The sequence below is a fragment of the Streptomyces yongxingensis genome (assembly GCF_055597465.1).
Window position 1 is genome coordinate 734,632 of record NZ_CM145717.1, and the last position, 17,256, is coordinate 751,887.

Consider the following 17,256-nt stretch of genomic DNA (forward strand, 5'->3'; position numbering starts at 1 on the left):
GCAAGTGTCACGGTGCGCGATCGCACTGGGCTCACGAGCTGACCAGGGAAGAAGGACTCGATCGATGAAACTCGCCTGGCAGGACACCGATGTCCTCGACATGCCCACGCTCGGCACCCCGATCACCACCCTCGACGGACTCGCGGACATACCCGGCGGCTACGGCGCACAGCTCGGGTGGGCCCGTACGCGGGCGAAGGCGCTGCGTACCGAGTTCGCGGCGACCGGTACCCCGGACAGCGTCACCACCTGCGATCTGGTGACCCTGCCCTATCCGACGAGGTTCGGCCTCTTCCGTGCCTCCCGGGCCATCGCCCCGTTCCTCGCCATCACCAACCGCATGCTCGTCATCCGCTGGACCGAGAGCGACGGGCGGCGGCGGGTGCTCCTGTTCGAGCCAAGCGATGTCCACCTCGGCCGCAACACCCCGTACTTCGCCGCGCTGGCCCGCCGTACGCCCGGCCCGGTGCGGTCCCTGATGGTCACCGAACACGGCACCGTCCTCGGGCATCTGGCCGGGCTCGGCATCGCGCCCGAGGACGTCGACTACCTCCTCTTCGACCATCTGCACACCCAGGACCTGCGCCGGTGGATCGGCACCAGCACACCCCAGCCGGACCTCGGCGACGGTCCGGTCGAGCCCGTGTTCCCCAACGCCAAGGTGATCGTGCAGCGGCATGAACTGCTGGCCATGTCCGAGCTCCACCCGCTTCAGCGGCCCTGGTACCAGCCCGACGCCTATCGGGATGTGCGGCCCGAAGCGTTTCTCGCCGTCGACGGCTCGTTGCTCCTCGGCCCGGGTGTCGCGGTCATCTCGACCCCCGGCCACGTGCTGGGCAACCAGACCCTCCTGCTGAACACCTCCAGCGGCATCTGGGCGTCCAGCGAGAACGCCATCGCCGCCGAGTGCCTGACCCCCGAGCACTCCCGCATGCCCGGCATCGCCCGCTGGGCGCGCGCGTGGCAGCAGGAGGTCGTGCTGAACGCCAACACCATCGAGACGACCGCCGAGCAGTACAACTCGCTCATCATCGAAAAGGCGCTCGTCGACCGCGCCCAGGCCGACCCCCGCTTCCCGCAGTTCTTCCCCTCCAGCGAGCTGACCGCCGCCTGGACCAACCCCGGCACCAGGCCCACCTTCACCCACAAGGCAGTGACCCACCCATGACCACCGTGATCAACGACGAGATCCTCGCGTCCCGCCAGAAGCTGGTCCTGGACCACTTCCACGACGAGGTCCGCCAGGAGTGGGACGACGTTCTGGCCACGTTCCCGCATCCGCGCTACGAACTGATCCCCACCATGACGGTCCACGACGGCGACACGGCCGTACGCGGCTACTACCGCGACAGCCGCCGCGCCTTCCCCGACCAGGACCACGAGATCATCGCCCTGCGCCACAGCGGCGACGCCGTGATCGTGGAATTCTGGCTGCTGGGCACGCACCTCGGTCCGCTGGGCGCGATCCCGCCCACCGGCAACCGCTTCCGCGTGCGCATGACCGCGTACTTCATCTTCGACGACGACGGAAACGGCGGCGAAAACCTCGTCTGCGAGCGGATCTACTTCGACAGCCTCACGCTGCTGAAACAGCTGATCGGCGGCCTGAACCTGCGCAACCCGCGCAACTGGCCGCTGGCCGTCCGCTGCCTGCGCGGACTCCTCAAGGAAGCCGGCGGCGCCCCACACCCCGCCCTCGTCAACACACCGAAAGCGGACCTGTCGTGAAGGTCCACCACCTCAATTGCGGCACCATGCACCTGCGCGGCGGACCGCGGCTGGTCTGCCATGTCCTCCTCCTCGAGACGGACGCACAGGGGCTCGTGCTGATCGACTCCGGCTTCGGCCTCATGGACATCGCCACCCATGGCCGCCGCGTGGGTCCGGCCCGCCACTACATCAAACCGGTCCTGGACCCCGAAGAAACCGCCGCCCGCCAGGTCGAACGGCTCGGCTTCCACCGCGACGACGTCCGCCACATCGTCCTCACCCACTTCGACGCCGACCACATCGGCGGCCTCGCCGACTTTCCGCACGCCACCGTCCACGTCACCGCGGCCGAGGCACGGGGCGCGATCCACGCCCCCTCCTGGCGCGAACGCCTCCGCTTCCGCCCCGCCCAGTGGGCCCACGGCCCGAGCCTCGTCGAACACAGCCCGGACGGCGAGGCGTGGCGCGGGTTCGCGGCCGCCAAGGAGCTCGACTCCGTCGCGCCCGGCATCGTCCTGGTCTCCCTCCCCGGCCACACCCGCGGCCACGCCTGCGTCGCGGTCGACACCGGCACCCGCTGGATCCTGCACGCCGGCGACGCCTTCTACCACCCCGGCACCCTCGACGGCCGCACCCCCGTGCCCGCGGCACTCCGCGCCATGGAAGCGGCTGTCGCGTACGACCTGAAACAGGTCCGCGCCAACCATGCCCGCCTCGGCGAGCTGCACCGGCGCGCGGACCCCGACCTGACGATCATCTGCGCCCACGACCCGGCCCTGTACGAAGGGGCGCGAGCCGGCTGAGGGAAACCGACGGCCCGATCGTTCTTCGCCCTGTGACGTCCTTGAGTCAGCGCGGCCCGTGGAGCACCGCGGCGGCGTGGGCTGCCGCGGGGGTGCTCAGCGCGGTGTTGAGTTGGTCGAACAGTTCGCCGGCGGCCACGCCGTTCCACTCCGGCGGCAGCAGTTCCAGGGGCAGTCCCGGGTCGCGGTAGGGCATGCGCCGCCACGCGGTCAGCATCGGCACGTAGGTCCGGAACGCCTCCAGCGGCTGTGGCTCGCGCCGTGTCACCGCCTCCAGGACGGGGCGGTACCGGTCCAGGAAATCCGCGTACATGGCGGTGAGTTCGTCCAGGTCCCACCACGACCGGACCTTCGCACCCAGATCCCCGGAGGCGAAGTGGTCACCGGTGAAGAGGTCGACATACCCGGACAAGCCCCGGCGCTCCAGGGTCCGCCGCGCCTCGTCCGCCAGGTGTCCGGGGGCCACCCAGACGCCCGACGCGACGGTGCCGAGGCCGAGCCGGGTCAGGGCGGTCCGCAGTTCGTGCCGCTTCTCGCGCTCGGACTCGGGCACGGAGAACACGACGAGGACCCAGCCATCCTCGCGGGACGCCCTGGCCCGGTGGAAGATGCGTACGTCCCCCTCGGCGAGCGTCTGCAGGGTCGAGTCGGCGAGCGAGTACCCGGCGACGCCCTCGCGGCGCTCGCCGCGCAGCACATCGCGGCGTTTCATCCGGGAGACCGAGGACCGCACGGCCCGGCTCTCCACACCGAGGTCCCCCATCAGGCCGATCAGCGAGGCGACCGAGAGCCAGTTGTGCTCGCCCCGGGCGTAGAGGCCGAAGAGCGTGAGGATGAGCGGGGCGTGGCGGGACTCCCGCTCGCCTGTCGCCGTGGTGGCCGATGCCGTCTGCGCCGTCATGTCCCGCCACCCTAACGCCTGGCGCCTCGTAGATGATCACCTGCTCCCGCCGAGGCCGCGTGAGACGGGTCCGCCTCACCCTGTTGCGCGGTTCGCCGAGCCCGCCGACCCGGGTGACGACCAGGTCCCCGTCGTCCAGGAAGATCTGCGGATGTCGCGCTCGAAGCGGTGCAGCGATGCCTTTCCTACGGGCGCGGCACCACGAGTCGTTCCTCGGGTATCACGGCCACACCGAGGATCTCGATCATGGCTTCGGGCTGCCACAGCGCCGTGCAGCCGATGCCCGCCATGGCCGGGTAGACGGGCCCGGCGAGTTCGCGCCAGACCTTGCCGATCTCCTTGCCGTGGGCCTGGTAGTCGGGGATGTCGGTGAGGTAGAGGGTGACACTCACCAGGTCTTCGGGCCGGCCACCGGCCTCGCGCAGCGTGGTGAGCAGATTGCCGAACGCCTGCCGGAACTGCGCGACGATGCCCCCCGGAACGATCTTCATGTCGGCGTCGAGGGCGGTCTGCCCTCCCAGGTGGAGCGTGTTTCCGGCGAGTGTTCCGTGCGAGTAGCCGCTGGGCTTCGGCAGAGCGGGCGGGTTCACGGGGGCGGGGGTCATGGGGCCTCCGGCTCGGTTGCGTTCCGTCCTGTCCCAAGGCCGGGCAGGTGTATTGACTTTAGATGACGACCGTGAAAAATACGAGACATCAGTTCTGGTCCTGTCGGCGCCACGATGGCTCGCCGGCGGCAATCTCCCCGTGGCGGGCCTCGCGATCAGCGGACTTGCCAGGCGGCACCTCTTCTCATCCGACTGAACGGAGCCGACCCCATGGAGCCCGATCTGAGCAAGTACCGCCTCGAGGGCGACAATTCGATGTACCGGCTGCCCAGCGGCATCGTCGCCCCCGTGGTGACGCGCGGCGGCCTCGAGAGCGCCGACACCGCCGACTCGGGCGGTGCCGTCCGTGTCTCGGGCGTGAGCATCCAGCACACCCCGGCCACCCGCCTGTGGTTCGGCAAGGTCAGCAACGAACCCGGCTACCGCTCGGTGACCCATCACCACGGCGAGGCCGAGACCGGCGGCTACGTCCTGTCCGGCCGGGCCCGCATCTACTTCGGCGAGGAGCTCCGGGACTACGTCGACATGGAGGAGGGCGACTGGGTCTTCGTGCCACCGTTCATGCCCCACGTGGAGTGCAATCTCTCCCGCACCAAGCCGCTGACCTGGATGACCACCCGGACGCCGGAGAACATCGTGGTCAACCTGCCCGACATCGCCGACACCGAACTGCGCGACTGGCTGGACCGCCGATGACCCCGACGCCCCCCACCTCCGCCGTCTTCACCGCCGCCATCACCCTCAAGCCCACCCAGCCCGAACACTTCGACCTCGCCTTCACCGCCACCACCCAGCCCTGCCCCTGGCCCAAGGCGTACGGCGGCGATCTGGTGGCCCAGGCCGCGGCGGCGGCCATGCGGTCGGTGACCGACGGCAAGTCGCCGCACTCGATGCACAGCTACTTCCTGCGCCCCGCCGACATCGGCGCCGAGGTGCGCTACGAGGTGGAGGTGGTGCGCGACGGCCGCGGCTACAGCACCCGGCAGGTGCGCGGCTACCAGAACGGCAAGCCGCTGTACGTCTGCCTGGCCGGATTCGCGGCGGGCGAGGCCGGTGCGGCCTTCCACACCGACTTCGGCGAGGACGTGCCCGACCCGGAGGACCTGCCCAGCTCCGCGGAGTACCTCGCCGAGCGCGGTGGCGGCTCCATGACCGAGGAGTCCAAGGCGTACTGGTCCGGCGGCCGGAGCTTCGACATGCGGCACGTCCCCGGCCCGGTCTACCTCACCGTCGAGGGAGCACGCCTTCCGCACCAGGCGGTCTGGCTCAAGCCCTTCGACACCCTCCGCCCGGTCGACGGACTGACCGACGCCCAGCGGGACCTGGCCGCCCTGGCGTATGTCTGCGACTACACGATCCTCGAACCCGTACTGCGGGTGCTCGACCTGCCCTGGGCCAGGCCCGGACTGGTCACCGCGAGCCTCGACCACGCCATGTGGTTCCACCGGCCCGGGCCGGTGGACGGCTGGCTGCTCTACGTCCAGGAAGCCGTCGCCGCCGACGCGGGCCGGGGCCTGGGCACGGGGCGCTTCTTCACACGCGATCGCCGCCACCTGGCCACCGTGGTCCAGGAGGGCCTGATCCGCCCCACCTGACCCGCTGCACTTCCCAGCGGGCTCCCGGAAGGACACTTCCGTGACTCTTCCCCTCTCCCCCTCGGCACACCTCGACACCTTCACCCGCGACCAGCTGCCCCCCGCACACCTGTGGCCGACCCTCGAGTTCACCACACCGGAACTGCGCTACCCCGACCGGCTCAACGCGGCCGCCGAGCTCATCGACACCCCCACCGCGCTGTTCGGCCCCGACCGCCCCGCCCTGCGCACCCCGGCCGGCGAGGTGTGGACCTACGGCGGACTCCGCACCCGCGCCCATCAGGTCGCCCAGGTGCTCACCGAGGACCTGGGCCTGGTACCCGGGCAGCGCGTCCTGCTGCGCTCACCCAACACCCCGTGGACAGTGGCCTGTTGGCTCGGCGTCCTCAAGGCCGGCGGTGTCGTGGTCACCACCATGGCCGCCCTGCGCGCCCGCGAGCTCACCCCGATCGCCGAACGCACCCGGCCGTCGATCGCCCTCGTCGACCACCGGTGCACCGACGACGTGTACGCCCTGCGGGACTCCGTTCTGCCGTCACTGGCCGTCGTGGAGTACGGCGGCACCGGCACCCAGGATCTCGTGATCCGAGCAGCCGCGAAATCGGGTGAGTTCACCACCGTCGAAACCGCCGCCGACGATGTGGCGCTCCTCGGCCCCACCTCCGGATCCACCGGCACCCCCAAGATCACCATGCACTTCCACCGGGACATCCTGTCCATCGACAACACCTTCGGCCGCCACACCCTGGGCCTGGTCCCGGACGACCTGGTGGCCTGCACCGCGCCCCTGGCCTTCACCTTCGGTCTCGGCATGCTGGTCGTCTTCCCGCTGCGGGCCGGCGCCTGCGCCCTGCTGACCGAGGCGGCCACCCCGCTCCAGCTCGCGGAGATCGTGCGGAGCCAGGGCGTCACCGTCCTGGCGACGGCACCCACGGCCTACCGGGCGATCCTGCGCGAGGGCGCCGAGCGCCAGCTGGCCGGGCTGCGGATCGGCGTGTCCGCGGGCGAGCACATACCCCGCTCCACATGGGAGCAGTTCCACGAACGCCTCGGCCTCAGGATCATCGACGGCATCGGCGCCACCGAGTTGCTGCACATCTTCATCTCCGCCGCCGGAGACGACATCCGCCCCGGCTCCACCGGCCGTCCGGTCCCCGGCTACCGCGCCACCATCCTGGGCATCGACGGAGAGGAACTCGGCCCCGGCGAGCCGGGCAGACTCGGCGTCATCGGCCCGGTCGGCTGCCGCTACCTCGACGACACACGCCAGCGGGACTACGTCCTGGGCGGCTGGAACATCACCGGTGACATCTTCCACCGGGACGAGGACGGCTACTTCCACTACCACGCCCGCAGCGACAACATGATCGTCTCCTCCGGGTACAACATCGGCGGCCCCGAGGTCGAGGCCGCCATCGACACCCACCCGGACGTCGCCGAATCCGCCGTCGTGGCCCGCCCCGACCCCGAGCGCGGCTCGATCGTGTGCGCCTTCGTGGTGCTGCGCGACGGCGTGCCCGGCGACGCGGCCAAGGCCAAGGAGATCCAGGACCACGTCAAGCAGATACTGGCACCCTACAAATACCCGCGCGAGGTGCGCTTCCACAGCGCCCTGCCGCGCAACACCAGTGGAAAACTCCAGCGCTTCGCGCTCCGCAGGATCATCGAGGCCGAGCAGGCCACCGCCGAGGCCCTCGCCGAGAGTTGAGAGGAACCCCCTTGAACATCGCCATTGTCGGCGGCGGTCCCGGCGGGCTGTACTTCGCGGCCCTGATGAAACAGCTCGACCCCGCCCACGAGATCACCGTCTGGGAACGCAACGCCCCCGACGACACCTTCGGCTTCGGCGTCGTCTTCTCCGACGAGACCCTCGGCGGCATCGAGAACGCCGACACCACCATCGCCCAGGCCATGGCCCGGCGCTTCGCCCGCTGGACCGACATCGACATCCACTACCGGGGCGAGAGCCACACCGTCGGCGGCCAGGGCTTCGCCGCCATGAGCCGCGAGGAACTGCTCCGCCTGCTCCAGGAGCGCTGCCACGACCTCGGCGTCACCGTCCACTTCTCCACCCTCGCCCCGGACACCGGGCAACTGCGTGCCTCGTACGACCTCGTGGTGGGTGCCGACGGAATCAACTCCCCCATACGGACGGCTCATTCGGACGTCTTCCGCCCCTCCCTGGACCGTCGGCACAGCAAGTACATGTGGCTCGGCACGGACCGGGTCTTCGAGGCGTTCCAGTTCTTCGTCAAGCAGACGGAATGGGGCGTCGTGCAGGTGCACGGCTACCCCTACTCCGCCACCGGCTCCACCTTCATCGTCGAGATGCACGAGGACGTCTGGCGGCGGGCGGGTTTCGACGCCACCGAGGGAGCCGATTTCGCACCGGGCGCCTCCGACGAGCACGCCGTCACCCGCGTCCGCGAGCTGTTCGCCGAGGAACTCGACGGCCACCAGGTGTTCGCCAACAACTCCAAGTGGCTGAACTTCACGACCGTACGCAACGAGCGCTGGCACCACGGCAACCTCGTGCTCATCGGAGACGCCGCCCACACCGCGCACTTCTCGATCGGCTCGGGCACCAAGCTGGCCATGGAGGACGCGCTCGCCCTCGCCGCCTGCCTCCACGAACGCCCCGACACCGAGGGCGCGTTGACCGCCTACGAGACCGAGCGGCGCCCGGTCGTGGAATCCACCCAGCGGGCCGCGCAGGCATCGCTGGAGTGGTTCGAGAACATCGGCATGTACGTCGACCAGGAGCCGACCCAGTTCTGCTTCAACCTCCTCACCCGCTCGCGCCGCATCACCTACGACAACCTCCGCACCCGCGACCCGGAGTTCGCCGACCGCGTGGATGCCGCCTTCGCCACGGCACAAGGGCTGGGCGATACCGCACCGGCGATGTTCCAGCCGTATCGGCTGGGCGAGTTGGAGCTGAAGAACCGGGTGATCGTGTCCCCGATGGACATGTACTCCGCCATCGACGGCGTGCCCGGCGACTTCCACCTCGTCCACCTCGGCTCCAAGGCCATGGGCGGCGCCGGACTGGTGATGACCGAGATGGTGTGCGTCTCCCCCGAGGGCCGCATCACCCCCGGCTGCACCGGCCTGTGGAACGACGAGCAGGGCGATGCGTGGCGACGGATCGTCTCCTTCGTCCACGAGCGGAGCACCGCCCGTATCGGCCTCCAGCTCGGCCACTCGGGCCGCAAGGGCTCCACCCGGCTGATGTGGGAGGGCATGGACGACCCGCTGCCGGAGGGCAACTGGGAGGTCGTCGGCCCGTCCCCGCTGCCGTACGGCCCCGGCTCGGCCGTGCCGCGCGAGCTCACCCGCGCCGACATGGACCGGATCGCCGCGGACTTCGTGGCCGCCGCCCGCCGGGGCGCCGAGGCCGGGTTCGACCTGCTCGAACTGCACTGCGCCCACGGCTACTTGCTGTCCTCCTTCCTCTCCCCGATCGCCAACCGCCGCACCGACGCGTACGGCGGCCCGCTGGAGAACCGGCTGCGCTTCCCGCTGGAGGTCTTCGACGCCGTACAGGAGGCATGGCCCGCGGAGCGGCCGGTGATCGTGCGCATCTCCGCCACCGACTGGGTGCCGGACGGCACCACCGAACACGACGCCGTCGAGATCGCCCGCGCGTTCACCGCCCACGGCGCGGACGCCATCGACGTCTCCTCCGGCCAGGTCACCAAGGACGAGCGCCCCGCCTTCGGCCGCTCCTACCAGACCCCGTTCGCCGACCGCATCCGCCATGAGGTCGCCGCCGCCACCGGGGCCGCGGTCATCGCGGTGGGCGCGATCGCCTCGTACGACGACGTCAACTCCCTCCTGCTGGCAGGCCGCGCCGACCTGTGCGCCGTGGGCCGCACCCATCTGTACGACCCGCACTGGACCCTGCACGCGGCGGCCGAGCAGGAGTACCGGGGCCCGGGCGCCGCATGGCCGGTGCAGTTCCGCGCGGGCAGCCGCAAGCCCCCGGCCGCGCGCACCGACGCCATACGCCCGCGCCTGTCGCTGCTCCGCTCTGCCGACGCCGATCAGCCCGTCCACCTGCGCTGGATCCCGTCCCGTGAACCGGCCCGTGTCTCCTGAGGGAGCCCGCACGGTTCACCGGGCCCGGGTGAGGTGGTCGTCGACGTGCGGACGTGCGGGGTCTGCCACACATCCCCACGGGCGGCCGCCCGGGCGCGGCCGCGCCCGGGCCGACGGCTGCTACCAGGGCACCGGCTGGTCCTGGTAGTTGAGGAACTTCAGGCCCGGTTCGCCGCTGTGGCGGTCGATCGTGTCCACCACGCCCGGGATGGACTCGTCGATGGTCAGCGGTGCGTCCGGTCCGCCGAGCTCGGTGCGAACGTGGCCGGGGCACATGAGAAGCAGCGTGTGCGCGGCTTCGGCGTACCGGGCGGCGTAGCTGCGCATCAGCTGGTTCAGGGCGGACTTGCTGGCGCGGTAGACGTCCTGACCACCCTTGGTGTTCAGGGCGAGGCTGCCCTGGCGCGAGGACATGACGCCGATGGTCCCGGTCGGGGCGACCAGCGAGCGGAGGGACTCGACCACGCGCATCGGGCTGAGTGCGTTCGTGACCATGACCTCGGTGAACATCGCCGTCGGTACGTCGCCGATCGGAACGTTGCCCCTGGTGATGGCGGCGTTGACGAACAGCAGGTCGAGCGTGCGCTCCGCCAGGCGCTCGCGCAGCGCCGCGACCTCGTCCGGCTCCGTCATGTCCACCGACTCGACCGTGACCCGGCCCCCGGACGCCTCGGCCAGGTCGTGGAGGCCGGTGCGTCGCTCGCCCCGGACGGTACCGATGACGTTCCAGCCGCGCTGCGCGTACTCGGTGGCGAGGCCGAGTCCGAGGGTGCGGGACGCGCCGATGATGAGAGCGGTCTTGGGGGCGCTCATGCCTGGACCGCCGGCTTGAGGACCTCTTCGCACCACTGGCGGAAGGTCGTCGGACTGGCGGTCTCGGGAGTGCGCCGCACGCCCACGTCGATGCCGTCGTCCTTGGAACGCATCATGTCGACGTAGCCCTGCACGAGCGCGTTTCCCATGCCGCGCCCGGTGAGTGCGGCGCGGAGGTCCTCCAGCGACTGCCGCTGGTAGCGGATCGGGCGGCCGAGTACCTCGGACATGATGCGCGCCATGTCGTTCGCCGAAAGGTCCTCGGGGCCCAGCACCGGGACCTCGCCAGTCCCCGTCCACGAGCGGTCGAGCAGCAGACCGGCGGCGGCCGCGGCGATGTCTCCGGTGGCGGCCGTCGGTGCCGCGCGGTCGGCGGCGGCGGTGTCGGTGAACACGCCGTCGTCGCGGATCGAGGCCACCTGCCGCAGCAGGTTGTCCATGAAGCTCGGGCAGGCGAGCGCCCGGTAGGCCACGCCCGTGCCCGCGATGAGGTCGTCCATGGCCAGCGACGCCGTCACATGCCCGGCGCGGCCGGCGGCGGGAGTGCCGCGGCCGAGCGCCGAGACGCCGACGACGTGTCCGACCCCGTGGACCGTGAACGCCTTCGCGGCGGCGCGTGTGAACCCGGAGTAGGCGGCGTCCAGACTCGGCGCCTGGGGGTGCGGCGGGGCCAGCCAGAAGACGGCGTCCGCGCCGGTGAAGGCCCGGTCGACGACCTCGGCGTCGCCGTGCGAGCCGGTGACGACGTCGACGCGGGCGCGGAGGGCGTCGGGGAGCTTCCCCGGGTCGCGCACGATGACACGCAGCTCTTCGCCCCGCTTGGGGGCCTCGTTGAGCAGGATTCCCAGGACCTGGCTGCCGATCTGGCCGGTGGGAGCGGTAATAACGATCATGTTGTGAGTCTCGGGGCGGGTGACCTGTAGCGTCCAATACCTTTCCCGGCAATTGATACCTTGAGGGCATGGATCTCGATCTGCGCAAGCTCCGCTATTTCGCCGCGGTGGCCGAGCACCGGCACTTCGGCCGGGCCGCGGAACAGCTCTTCATCGCCCAGCCGGTCCTCAGCCGCCAAATCAAGGCGTTCGAACAGGAGCTGGAGTGCGCCCTGCTCGTACGGACCACCCGCAGCGTGGAGCTGACCGCCGCCGGGAGACAGCTCTACGAGGAGGCGCAGCGGATCCTCGGGGCGGTCGCCGCGGCGGTGCGGCGCGTACACGACGCCGAACGGGGCGCCCAGCGCCTCGTTGTCGCCTTCTCCCCCGGGCTGCGTGTGTCGGATGCGATCCGGGCCTTCACAGCGCGCCATCCGGACGTCGAGACCGACGTGGTCCCGGCCCGCTGGTGGCAACCGGACGCGCCGCTCCGGGACGGCCGGGCCCAGGTCGGATACCTACGGCAGCCTTTCGACGACTCTGGGTTGCGCACCATCCCCATCGGCCACGAGCCCCGGGTCGCCTGCATGCCCGCGACGCACCCGCTGGCGCGCCGCGAGAAGCTCACCTCCGCCGACCTCCACGGCGAGAAGATGCTCGACGCGGCGACACGGCCGATGTCTTCCATCGAGGAGAAGTTCGAGCTCATCGCCGCCGGGCACGGTATCGCGCTCATCTCTCTGAGCGCCGCGCGCTCCTACTCCCGCCCCGACCTCGTCCACCTCCCCGTCACGGACGCCCCAGGGGCCGAGACCTGCCTGGCCGTCGCCGCGGACCGGCACGAGAAGCAGCTGCTGCGCGACTTCCTGGAGATCGCCACCGCGACGCTGCGGCGCACCTGAGCGGGGCACGCAGAGCTTGCGACAGGACGCGCTTCGAAGGCTGCGCCGGGCGGACGCGATAACCGCCGACATCGGATCGTGGCAGGTCACGGAGGCGCCGGGATCGCGCTTCGCGGATCTCGGGGATGCCGGCTTGCAGCTGCAGCGCGGTTTCCGCAGCAGGCGCCATCCCTTGAGGGCGGCCATCGCCTGTTCCAGCCCCGCCACGTCCACCAGCCAGCCCTCGAGCCTCACCCACCGCCAGGACGGAGGGCTCAGTCCGCGCCCTAACCGAGCCGCGCGCCGAGTTCGGTGGCGGCGGCGACGACAGCGCCGCTGAGGAGGGCGAGTTTGGCTTCCGCCCGCCTCGCCGGGCCGGATACAGACAGCGCACCGCAGGCCACGCCTTGCCGGTTCCGTACCGGGGCGGCCACCGCGCAGAGGTCCCATTCGCTTTCCTCCATGTTGGTGGCGTAGCCGGTCTCCCTTACCTTCTCGAGCTCGGCCTCGAGCGCCCGGCGGGTGCTCACCGCGCGCTCGGTTCCGCCTCGCAGCCGCGCGCCCGGATAGCGGCGCCGCAACTCTTCGCGGGAAAGCTCGGCGAGCAGCACTTTCCCTGCGGCAGACGCGTGCGCCGGGCCTCGCTGCCCGATACGCATCCCGGCACGGATTACCTGCTGGCTCTCCACACCTTCGACGAAGACGGTCTCCGCGCCTTCCAGTACGAGCAGATGCGCGGTTTCGGAGGTGTCTTCGACGAGCTTTTCCAGCAGGGGACGCGCTTCGTCGCGGAGGGCGACTGCCCCCATCACGGCGATGCCGAGCCTGGCCAGGGCGGGCCCGGGTCCGTAGCCCTTGGTCTGGGCGTCCTGGCGGAGCAGGTCGCGGGCCTGCAGGGTGGTCAGCATCCGATGAGCGGTCGACCTGGCCACTCCGAGCTCGGCGGACACGTCGGCAACTCGCAACGACGGGTTGTCCACCAGCATCAGCAGGATCCGCGCGGCGTTGTCGATCGATTCCACCGGGTAGGCGGCCGGCACTGCCACAACCCCTCCATCTCGCCGTCGTCACTGCGGCGCGGCTGTTCTGGTGCTCGGAATTGCATTTCGCCTACCAGAATAACCGCAGTCCCCCATCGACGTCTCGGCGGATCTCGCGAATCAGTCCGCAGCCGTGTTGGTGGTGCGTCACGGCGCCGGCGCCTCCGGCGCGCTGTGTTCTGCTGGGCAGAGCACCTGCCGTTCAGAAGAACATCACTGTTGACCAGTTACTGAGGCGGAGCTACTCTCCAGAACATGATCTGCCTTGCAGAACGCTGTCTCAGAGGAGCGCCGTGACGACTCCAACGCCGTCCGTCGCGGAACTCGGCCATGTCGGCCTGCGCTGTCACGACGTGAGCAGGCAACTCGCGTTCTACGCCGAAGTCCTCGGACTGACGGTCACCGACCACGACGAGCGGCTGGGCATCTGGTTCCTGTCCGCCCGGCCGGACACCGAACATCACGAACTGCTCCTGGCCGAGGGGCGGGACGCGCCGGTCGGCGTCAAACTCATCCAGCAGGTGTCGTTCCGGTGCGCACGCTTCGAGGACGTCCTCGGCTTCCATCGGCGCTTCCGGGAGCACGACGTCCGGCTCGACATGATCGTCTCGCACGGCAACGCCGTCGGCGTCTACTTCTACGATCCGGAGGGCAACCGGTGTGAGGTCTACTGGCGGACCGGGCTCGTGGCACGACAGCCCTTCGTCGAGCACATCGACATCGAGACGGATCCCGAGGAGCTTCTGGACGCCATCCGGGCTTCGGTCGAGCGCCACGGCGCGACGGGCTTCACCGAGGAGAGTTACCGCGCCTGGACGCGCGAACAAGCGGTGGCAGCCGATGCCGCCGCGGCCAAGGAGGTAAGGCAGTGAAGTTCGTTCGTTACGCGGACGGCACGTCCTCACGCGTCGGCGTGGTGGACGGTGACCTGGTCCGGATTGTCGACGGTCCGGCAGACCTGCTGCCTCTCATCGAGGCCGGCGAGGCCGAGTTGCTCGCTGCCGGACGGACCGCGCTGCGACGCGGTGCTACCGTGCCCCTGCCGGACATCGTTCCCCTGTCGCCGATCGCGACGCCTCCGACCGTCCGCGACTTCTACGCCTTCGAACAGCATGTCCGGGCAGGGCGCGCCTGGCGGGGCCTCGAGATGGAACCGGACTGGTATGAGCTGCCCGTCTTCTACTTCTCCAGCCCCTACGCCGTGATGGGCTGCGGGCCGGTGCCGATGACGCCGGGTGCGGAGCGTTTCGACTTCGAACTGGAGGTCGCCGCGGTGGTGGGGCACGGCGGCCGCGACCTGACCGCCCAGGACGTCGAACACGCCATCGCCGGTTACTGCGTGCTCAACGACTGGAGCGGCCGGGACGTTCAGCAGCGCGAGATGAAGCTGTCGATGGGACCGGTGAAAGGCAAGGACACCGCGACGAGCCTCGGCCCGTACTTCGTGACCCCGGACGAGATCGCCGACTTCCGCGAGGGCAACGGATACCGTCTCGAAATGACCTGCACGGTCAACGGCGCCCCCTACTCCCGCGCCCTGTGGTCAGACATCCACTGGTCGTTCGGCGAAATGATCGCCTACGCCTCCCGCGGCGCCGAAGTGAGGCCCGGCGATGTGATCGGCTCCGGCACCTGCGGCACCGGCTGCGTCCTGGAGCTCTCCCGCACTCACGACTCGGCGACCTACCCCTGGTTGCAGCCGGGCGACGAGGTCGTCGCGGCGATCGAAGGTCTCGGCGAGTTGCGCAATACCGTCACCGAGGCGGCGCCGGTCATTCCGTTGCGAACCCGGGGCGCGGCAGGGCAGGAGGACGGAACACGACCGCGATTCACCGACGGAGCGGCGCGCTGATGGACGCTCCCGTCTCGGCTGAGGACCTGGCCAAGCTTCGGGCCGCGTTGCTGCGTGCCATGCCGATGTCCCGAATGCTCGATTACGGCATGGACCACGGGGACGCCGTCCACCTGGCCAATGCGACTGTCTCGGAACCGTGGCATGAAGTCGCGACTCGCCTGGCCGAGGCGCAGTTGACCCGCGCGGAGGCGGCCGCCGACCGCGGTGATGTCGAGACCGCGGTCGCGTGCTATCGCCGGGCAACGGCCTCCCTGATCTTCGCGCAGATGGCCTTCAACACCGACCACCCGGCCAAACGCGCGCTCTACGTCCGGCTCACCCGGGCCTACCAGGCCGCGGCCGAGCTCGACACCGAGTTGCGCGTGGAACGGCTGTCGATCCCGTTCCGGCAGAGCCACTGCACCGCCTGGTTCGTGAGTCGCTCCGGCGCTCGCCCTGGCCCCACGGTGGTCATTGTCGGCGGGCAGAGCGGTTGGGGCCCGGCCTTTCATCAGCAGGCCGAAGCCCTGGCCCGGCGGGGACTGTCCGCTGTCCTGCTCGAGGCACCGGGCCAGGGCGATACGCGCATGGCCGGCGGACTCCACCTCGACGGGAACGTCGACCGAGCCTTCAGCGCTGCCCTCGACGCCGTGCGTGCCCGTACCGGCTACGACGGCCGGTACGGGGTGTGGGGAAACAGCTTCGGTGGACTGCTCGCCGCCCGTGCCGCGGTGCACGACAGCCGCTTCGGCGCGTGCTGCGTCAACGGGGCCACCGCGAAGCCGGAGCCACTGCCGTTCCGGACCGCACGCGAACAATCGCGGGCGCTCCTGGGCGTCGACACCGACGACGAAGCCGCGGCCGTCTTCCGCACCCTGTGGCTCGACCCGGCGGTCGACCACACGAGCGCCGCGATGCTCGTGCTGCACGGCGGCAACGACCCACTGGTCAGCCTCGACCAGCAGAAGGTGTTCCTCGGCCTGTCGGCGCATCACACCCTGCGGGTCTGGGACGACGGCGACCACACCATGTACAACCACTCGGCCGAGCGCACGGAGTTTGTCTGTGACTGGTTCCGTGCCCAGCTCGGCCGCGCGTGACCCAGGCGACCACACATCCGATTCCCACAGCTGACAAGATCATTGAGGTGACCGTGAAAGCAATTGCACTCCCGCGTTACGGCGGCGCGGACGACCTGGAGCTCATGGACCTGCCGACACCGGCGGTCGCGCCCGGGGAGTTCCTTGTCCGGGTCAAGGCGGCCGGAGTGAACCCGGGCGACGAAAAGATCGCCGTCGGCACTCTCGACGGCATCATGGTGACCCACTTCCCCCTCATCCCGGGCTTCGAGATGTCCGGCGTCGTTGAGGCTCGCGGTTTCGGCGCCACCGAGTTCGAGATCGGCGACGAGGTGATCGGCTTCGTCGTCAAGGACTGGGCGCAGAACGGTACCTACGCCGAACTGGTTTCAGCCCCGGCCCGCACACTGGCACGCAAGCCGGCGTCCTGGGACTGGCTGCAGTCGGCGTGTCTGCCGCTGAACGGGCTGACGGCTTATCAGGCCATCAAACGCATCAACATCGGCGAGAGCGACACCGTCCTGATCCACGGGGCCGCCGGTGGGGTCGGTACGCTCGCCGTGCAGATCGCCGCCACCCGGGGCGCACACGTCATCGGCACCGCCGGCGAGCGCAACCACGACTACCTGCGTGAACTCGGCGCCACACCGATCACCTACGGAGAAGGACTGGCCGAGCGGGTGCGCGAGCTCGCGCCAGAGGGCGTCGACGCGGCGCTCGACTTCTACGGCGGGGACGCGGTGGCCGTCTCGCGAAAGGTCTTGAAGGATCCCGCGCGGGTCGCCTCCGTGGCCGACATCACCGCTCCCGAACAGGGTGGCCAATTGGTGTGGGCACGCGCGAACGCCGACGAGCTGACGGAGGTGGCCGCGCTCGCCGAGTCAGGGAAGTTGTCCGTCCCCGTGAGTCGCTCCTTCCCGCTGGAGCAGGCCGCCGACGCCTGGCGGATGCTCCACGCGGACAGCCGCGCCCGCGGCCGGATCGTTCTGGACATCGACGCCACCTGAGGTGGTCTTCCGGCA

17 protein-coding genes are annotated in these 17,256 nt (G+C 70.2%); 12 read left to right on the forward strand and 5 right to left on the reverse strand.

The features are described from left to right. Nucleotides 1-64: 64 nt before the first annotated feature. The 3 genes from ACZ6TD_RS03305 to ACZ6TD_RS03315 are packed head-to-tail and all read left to right on the forward strand — an operon-like array spanning nt 65 to nt 2,513. Nucleotides 65-1,168 carry an MBL fold metallo-hydrolase gene (locus ACZ6TD_RS03305; protein ID WP_471350131.1) on the forward strand — a complete coding sequence of 368 codons (1,104 nt, stop codon included), beginning with the start codon at nt 65-67 and terminating at the stop codon, nt 1,166-1,168. Continuing rightward, entirely contained in the window at nt 1,165-1,728 is a 564-nt protein-coding gene (locus ACZ6TD_RS03310; RefSeq protein ID WP_471350134.1) for an ester cyclase, read from the forward strand. The genes ACZ6TD_RS03305 and ACZ6TD_RS03310 overlap by 4 nt, the downstream gene beginning before the upstream one ends. Beyond that, a complete protein-coding gene (locus tag ACZ6TD_RS03315) occupies nt 1,725-2,513 on the forward strand; it encodes an MBL fold metallo-hydrolase (RefSeq protein ID WP_471350137.1) in 789 nt (262 codons plus the stop codon). Before ACZ6TD_RS03310 ends, ACZ6TD_RS03315 begins: the two co-directional genes overlap by 4 nt. Before the next feature lie 46 nt (nt 2,514-2,559). On the opposite strand, the gene ACZ6TD_RS03320 is transcribed toward ACZ6TD_RS03315, so the two are convergent. Together ACZ6TD_RS03320 and ACZ6TD_RS03325 are read right to left on the reverse strand one after the other, a co-directional pair. Then, nucleotides 2,560-3,414 carry a PaaX family transcriptional regulator gene (locus ACZ6TD_RS03320; protein WP_471350139.1) on the reverse strand — a complete coding sequence of 285 codons (855 nt, stop codon included), beginning with the start codon at nt 3,412-3,414 and terminating at the stop codon, nt 2,560-2,562. 185 nt (nt 3,415-3,599) lie between these two features. Then, complete coding sequence (locus ACZ6TD_RS03325; RefSeq protein ID WP_471350141.1) at nt 3,600-4,019, reverse strand: RidA family protein; 420 nt, start codon at nt 4,017-4,019, stop codon at nt 3,600-3,602. 210 nt (nt 4,020-4,229) lie between these two features. Here ACZ6TD_RS03325 and ACZ6TD_RS03330 point away from each other — a divergent pair, with 210 nt between their 5' ends. From ACZ6TD_RS03330 to ACZ6TD_RS03345, 4 genes are read left to right on the forward strand one after another with little or no spacing between them, the layout of a single operon-like run. Further along, the gene (locus ACZ6TD_RS03330; RefSeq protein ID WP_471350143.1) at nt 4,230-4,715 is read left to right on the forward strand and encodes a cupin domain-containing protein; all 486 of its coding nucleotides are present in this window, start codon (nt 4,230-4,232) and stop codon (nt 4,713-4,715) included. Then, nucleotides 4,712-5,614, forward strand: a complete 903-nt coding sequence (locus ACZ6TD_RS03335) for an acyl-CoA thioesterase (RefSeq protein ID WP_471350145.1) — start codon at nt 4,712-4,714, stop codon at nt 5,612-5,614. Before ACZ6TD_RS03330 ends, ACZ6TD_RS03335 begins: the two co-directional genes overlap by 4 nt. A gap of 40 nt (nt 5,615-5,654) precedes the next feature. Then, the gene (locus ACZ6TD_RS03340) at nt 5,655-7,322 is read left to right on the forward strand and encodes an AMP-binding protein (RefSeq protein ID WP_471350148.1); all 1,668 of its coding nucleotides are present in this window, start codon (nt 5,655-5,657) and stop codon (nt 7,320-7,322) included. An 11-nt stretch (nt 7,323-7,333) separates the two neighbouring features. After that, nucleotides 7,334-9,715: a bifunctional salicylyl-CoA 5-hydroxylase/oxidoreductase gene (locus tag ACZ6TD_RS03345; protein WP_471350151.1), complete on the forward strand. Its 2,382-nt coding sequence runs from the start codon at nt 7,334-7,336 to the stop codon at nt 9,713-9,715. A gap of 120 nt (nt 9,716-9,835) precedes the next feature. Here ACZ6TD_RS03345 and ACZ6TD_RS03350 read toward each other — a convergent pair whose 3' ends face one another. Both ACZ6TD_RS03350 and ACZ6TD_RS03355 read right to left on the reverse strand, forming a co-directional pair. Beyond that, entirely contained in the window at nt 9,836-10,528 is a 693-nt protein-coding gene (locus tag ACZ6TD_RS03350) for an SDR family NAD(P)-dependent oxidoreductase (protein WP_471350155.1), read from the reverse strand. Further along, nucleotides 10,525-11,421, reverse strand: a complete 897-nt coding sequence (locus tag ACZ6TD_RS03355) for an NAD(P)H-binding protein (protein WP_471350157.1) — start codon at nt 11,419-11,421, stop codon at nt 10,525-10,527. The genes ACZ6TD_RS03350 and ACZ6TD_RS03355 overlap by 4 nt, the downstream gene beginning before the upstream one ends. A 68-nt stretch (nt 11,422-11,489) precedes the next feature. Here ACZ6TD_RS03355 and ACZ6TD_RS03360 point away from each other — a divergent pair, with 68 nt between their 5' ends. After that, the gene (locus ACZ6TD_RS03360; protein WP_471350160.1) at nt 11,490-12,302 is read left to right on the forward strand and encodes a LysR family transcriptional regulator; all 813 of its coding nucleotides are present in this window, start codon (nt 11,490-11,492) and stop codon (nt 12,300-12,302) included. 266 nt (nt 12,303-12,568) lie between these two features. On the opposite strand, the gene ACZ6TD_RS03365 is transcribed toward ACZ6TD_RS03360, so the two are convergent. After that, nucleotides 12,569-13,327: an IclR family transcriptional regulator gene (locus ACZ6TD_RS03365; protein WP_471350163.1), complete on the reverse strand. Its 759-nt coding sequence runs from the start codon at nt 13,325-13,327 to the stop codon at nt 12,569-12,571. 287 nt (nt 13,328-13,614) lie between these two features. On the opposite strand from ACZ6TD_RS03365, the gene ACZ6TD_RS03370 reads away from it, so the two are divergent. From ACZ6TD_RS03370 to ACZ6TD_RS03385, 4 genes are read left to right on the forward strand one after another with little or no spacing between them, the layout of a single operon-like run. Then, nucleotides 13,615-14,193 carry a VOC family protein gene (locus ACZ6TD_RS03370; RefSeq protein ID WP_471350167.1) on the forward strand — a complete coding sequence of 193 codons (579 nt, stop codon included), beginning with the start codon at nt 13,615-13,617 and terminating at the stop codon, nt 14,191-14,193. Next, nucleotides 14,190-15,173 carry a fumarylacetoacetate hydrolase family protein gene (locus tag ACZ6TD_RS03375; protein ID WP_471350170.1) on the forward strand — a complete coding sequence of 328 codons (984 nt, stop codon included), beginning with the start codon at nt 14,190-14,192 and terminating at the stop codon, nt 15,171-15,173. The genes ACZ6TD_RS03370 and ACZ6TD_RS03375 overlap by 4 nt, the downstream gene beginning before the upstream one ends. Continuing rightward, nucleotides 15,173-16,255, forward strand: coding sequence for an alpha/beta hydrolase family protein (locus ACZ6TD_RS03380; RefSeq protein ID WP_471350173.1), 1,083 nt, complete (start codon nt 15,173-15,175; stop codon nt 16,253-16,255). Before ACZ6TD_RS03375 ends, ACZ6TD_RS03380 begins: the two co-directional genes overlap by 1 nt. 53 nt (nt 16,256-16,308) lie before the next feature. Then, nucleotides 16,309-17,241, forward strand: coding sequence for an NADP-dependent oxidoreductase (locus ACZ6TD_RS03385; protein WP_471350176.1), 933 nt, complete (start codon nt 16,309-16,311; stop codon nt 17,239-17,241). Nucleotides 17,242-17,256: the final 15 nt, after the last annotated feature.

Bases quoted from the DNA above. Each gene is read 5' to 3' on its own strand.
- ACZ6TD_RS03330 (WP_471350143.1), top strand. From the start codon at position 4,230: ATGGAGCCCGATCTGAGCAAGTACCGCCTCGAGGGCGACAATTCGATG.
- ACZ6TD_RS03360 (WP_471350160.1), top strand. From the start codon at position 11,490: ATGGATCTCGATCTGCGCAAGCTCCGCTATTTCGCCGCGGTGGCCGAG.
- ACZ6TD_RS03350 (WP_471350155.1), bottom strand. From the start codon at position 10,528: ATGAGCGCCCCCAAGACCGCTCTCATCATCGGCGCGTCCCGCACCCTC.
- ACZ6TD_RS03310 (WP_471350134.1), top strand. From the start codon at position 1,165: ATGACCACCGTGATCAACGACGAGATCCTCGCGTCCCGCCAGAAGCTG.
- ACZ6TD_RS03325 (WP_471350141.1), bottom strand. From the start codon at position 4,019: ATGACCCCCGCCCCCGTGAACCCGCCCGCTCTGCCGAAGCCCAGCGGC.
- ACZ6TD_RS03320 (WP_471350139.1), bottom strand. From the start codon at position 3,414: ATGACGGCGCAGACGGCATCGGCCACCACGGCGACAGGCGAGCGGGAG.
- ACZ6TD_RS03335 (WP_471350145.1), top strand. From the start codon at position 4,712: ATGACCCCGACGCCCCCCACCTCCGCCGTCTTCACCGCCGCCATCACC.
- ACZ6TD_RS03355 (WP_471350157.1), bottom strand. From the start codon at position 11,421: ATGATCGTTATTACCGCTCCCACCGGCCAGATCGGCAGCCAGGTCCTG.
- ACZ6TD_RS03305 (WP_471350131.1), top strand. From the start codon at position 65: ATGAAACTCGCCTGGCAGGACACCGATGTCCTCGACATGCCCACGCTC.
- ACZ6TD_RS03380 (WP_471350173.1), top strand. From the start codon at position 15,173: ATGGACGCTCCCGTCTCGGCTGAGGACCTGGCCAAGCTTCGGGCCGCG.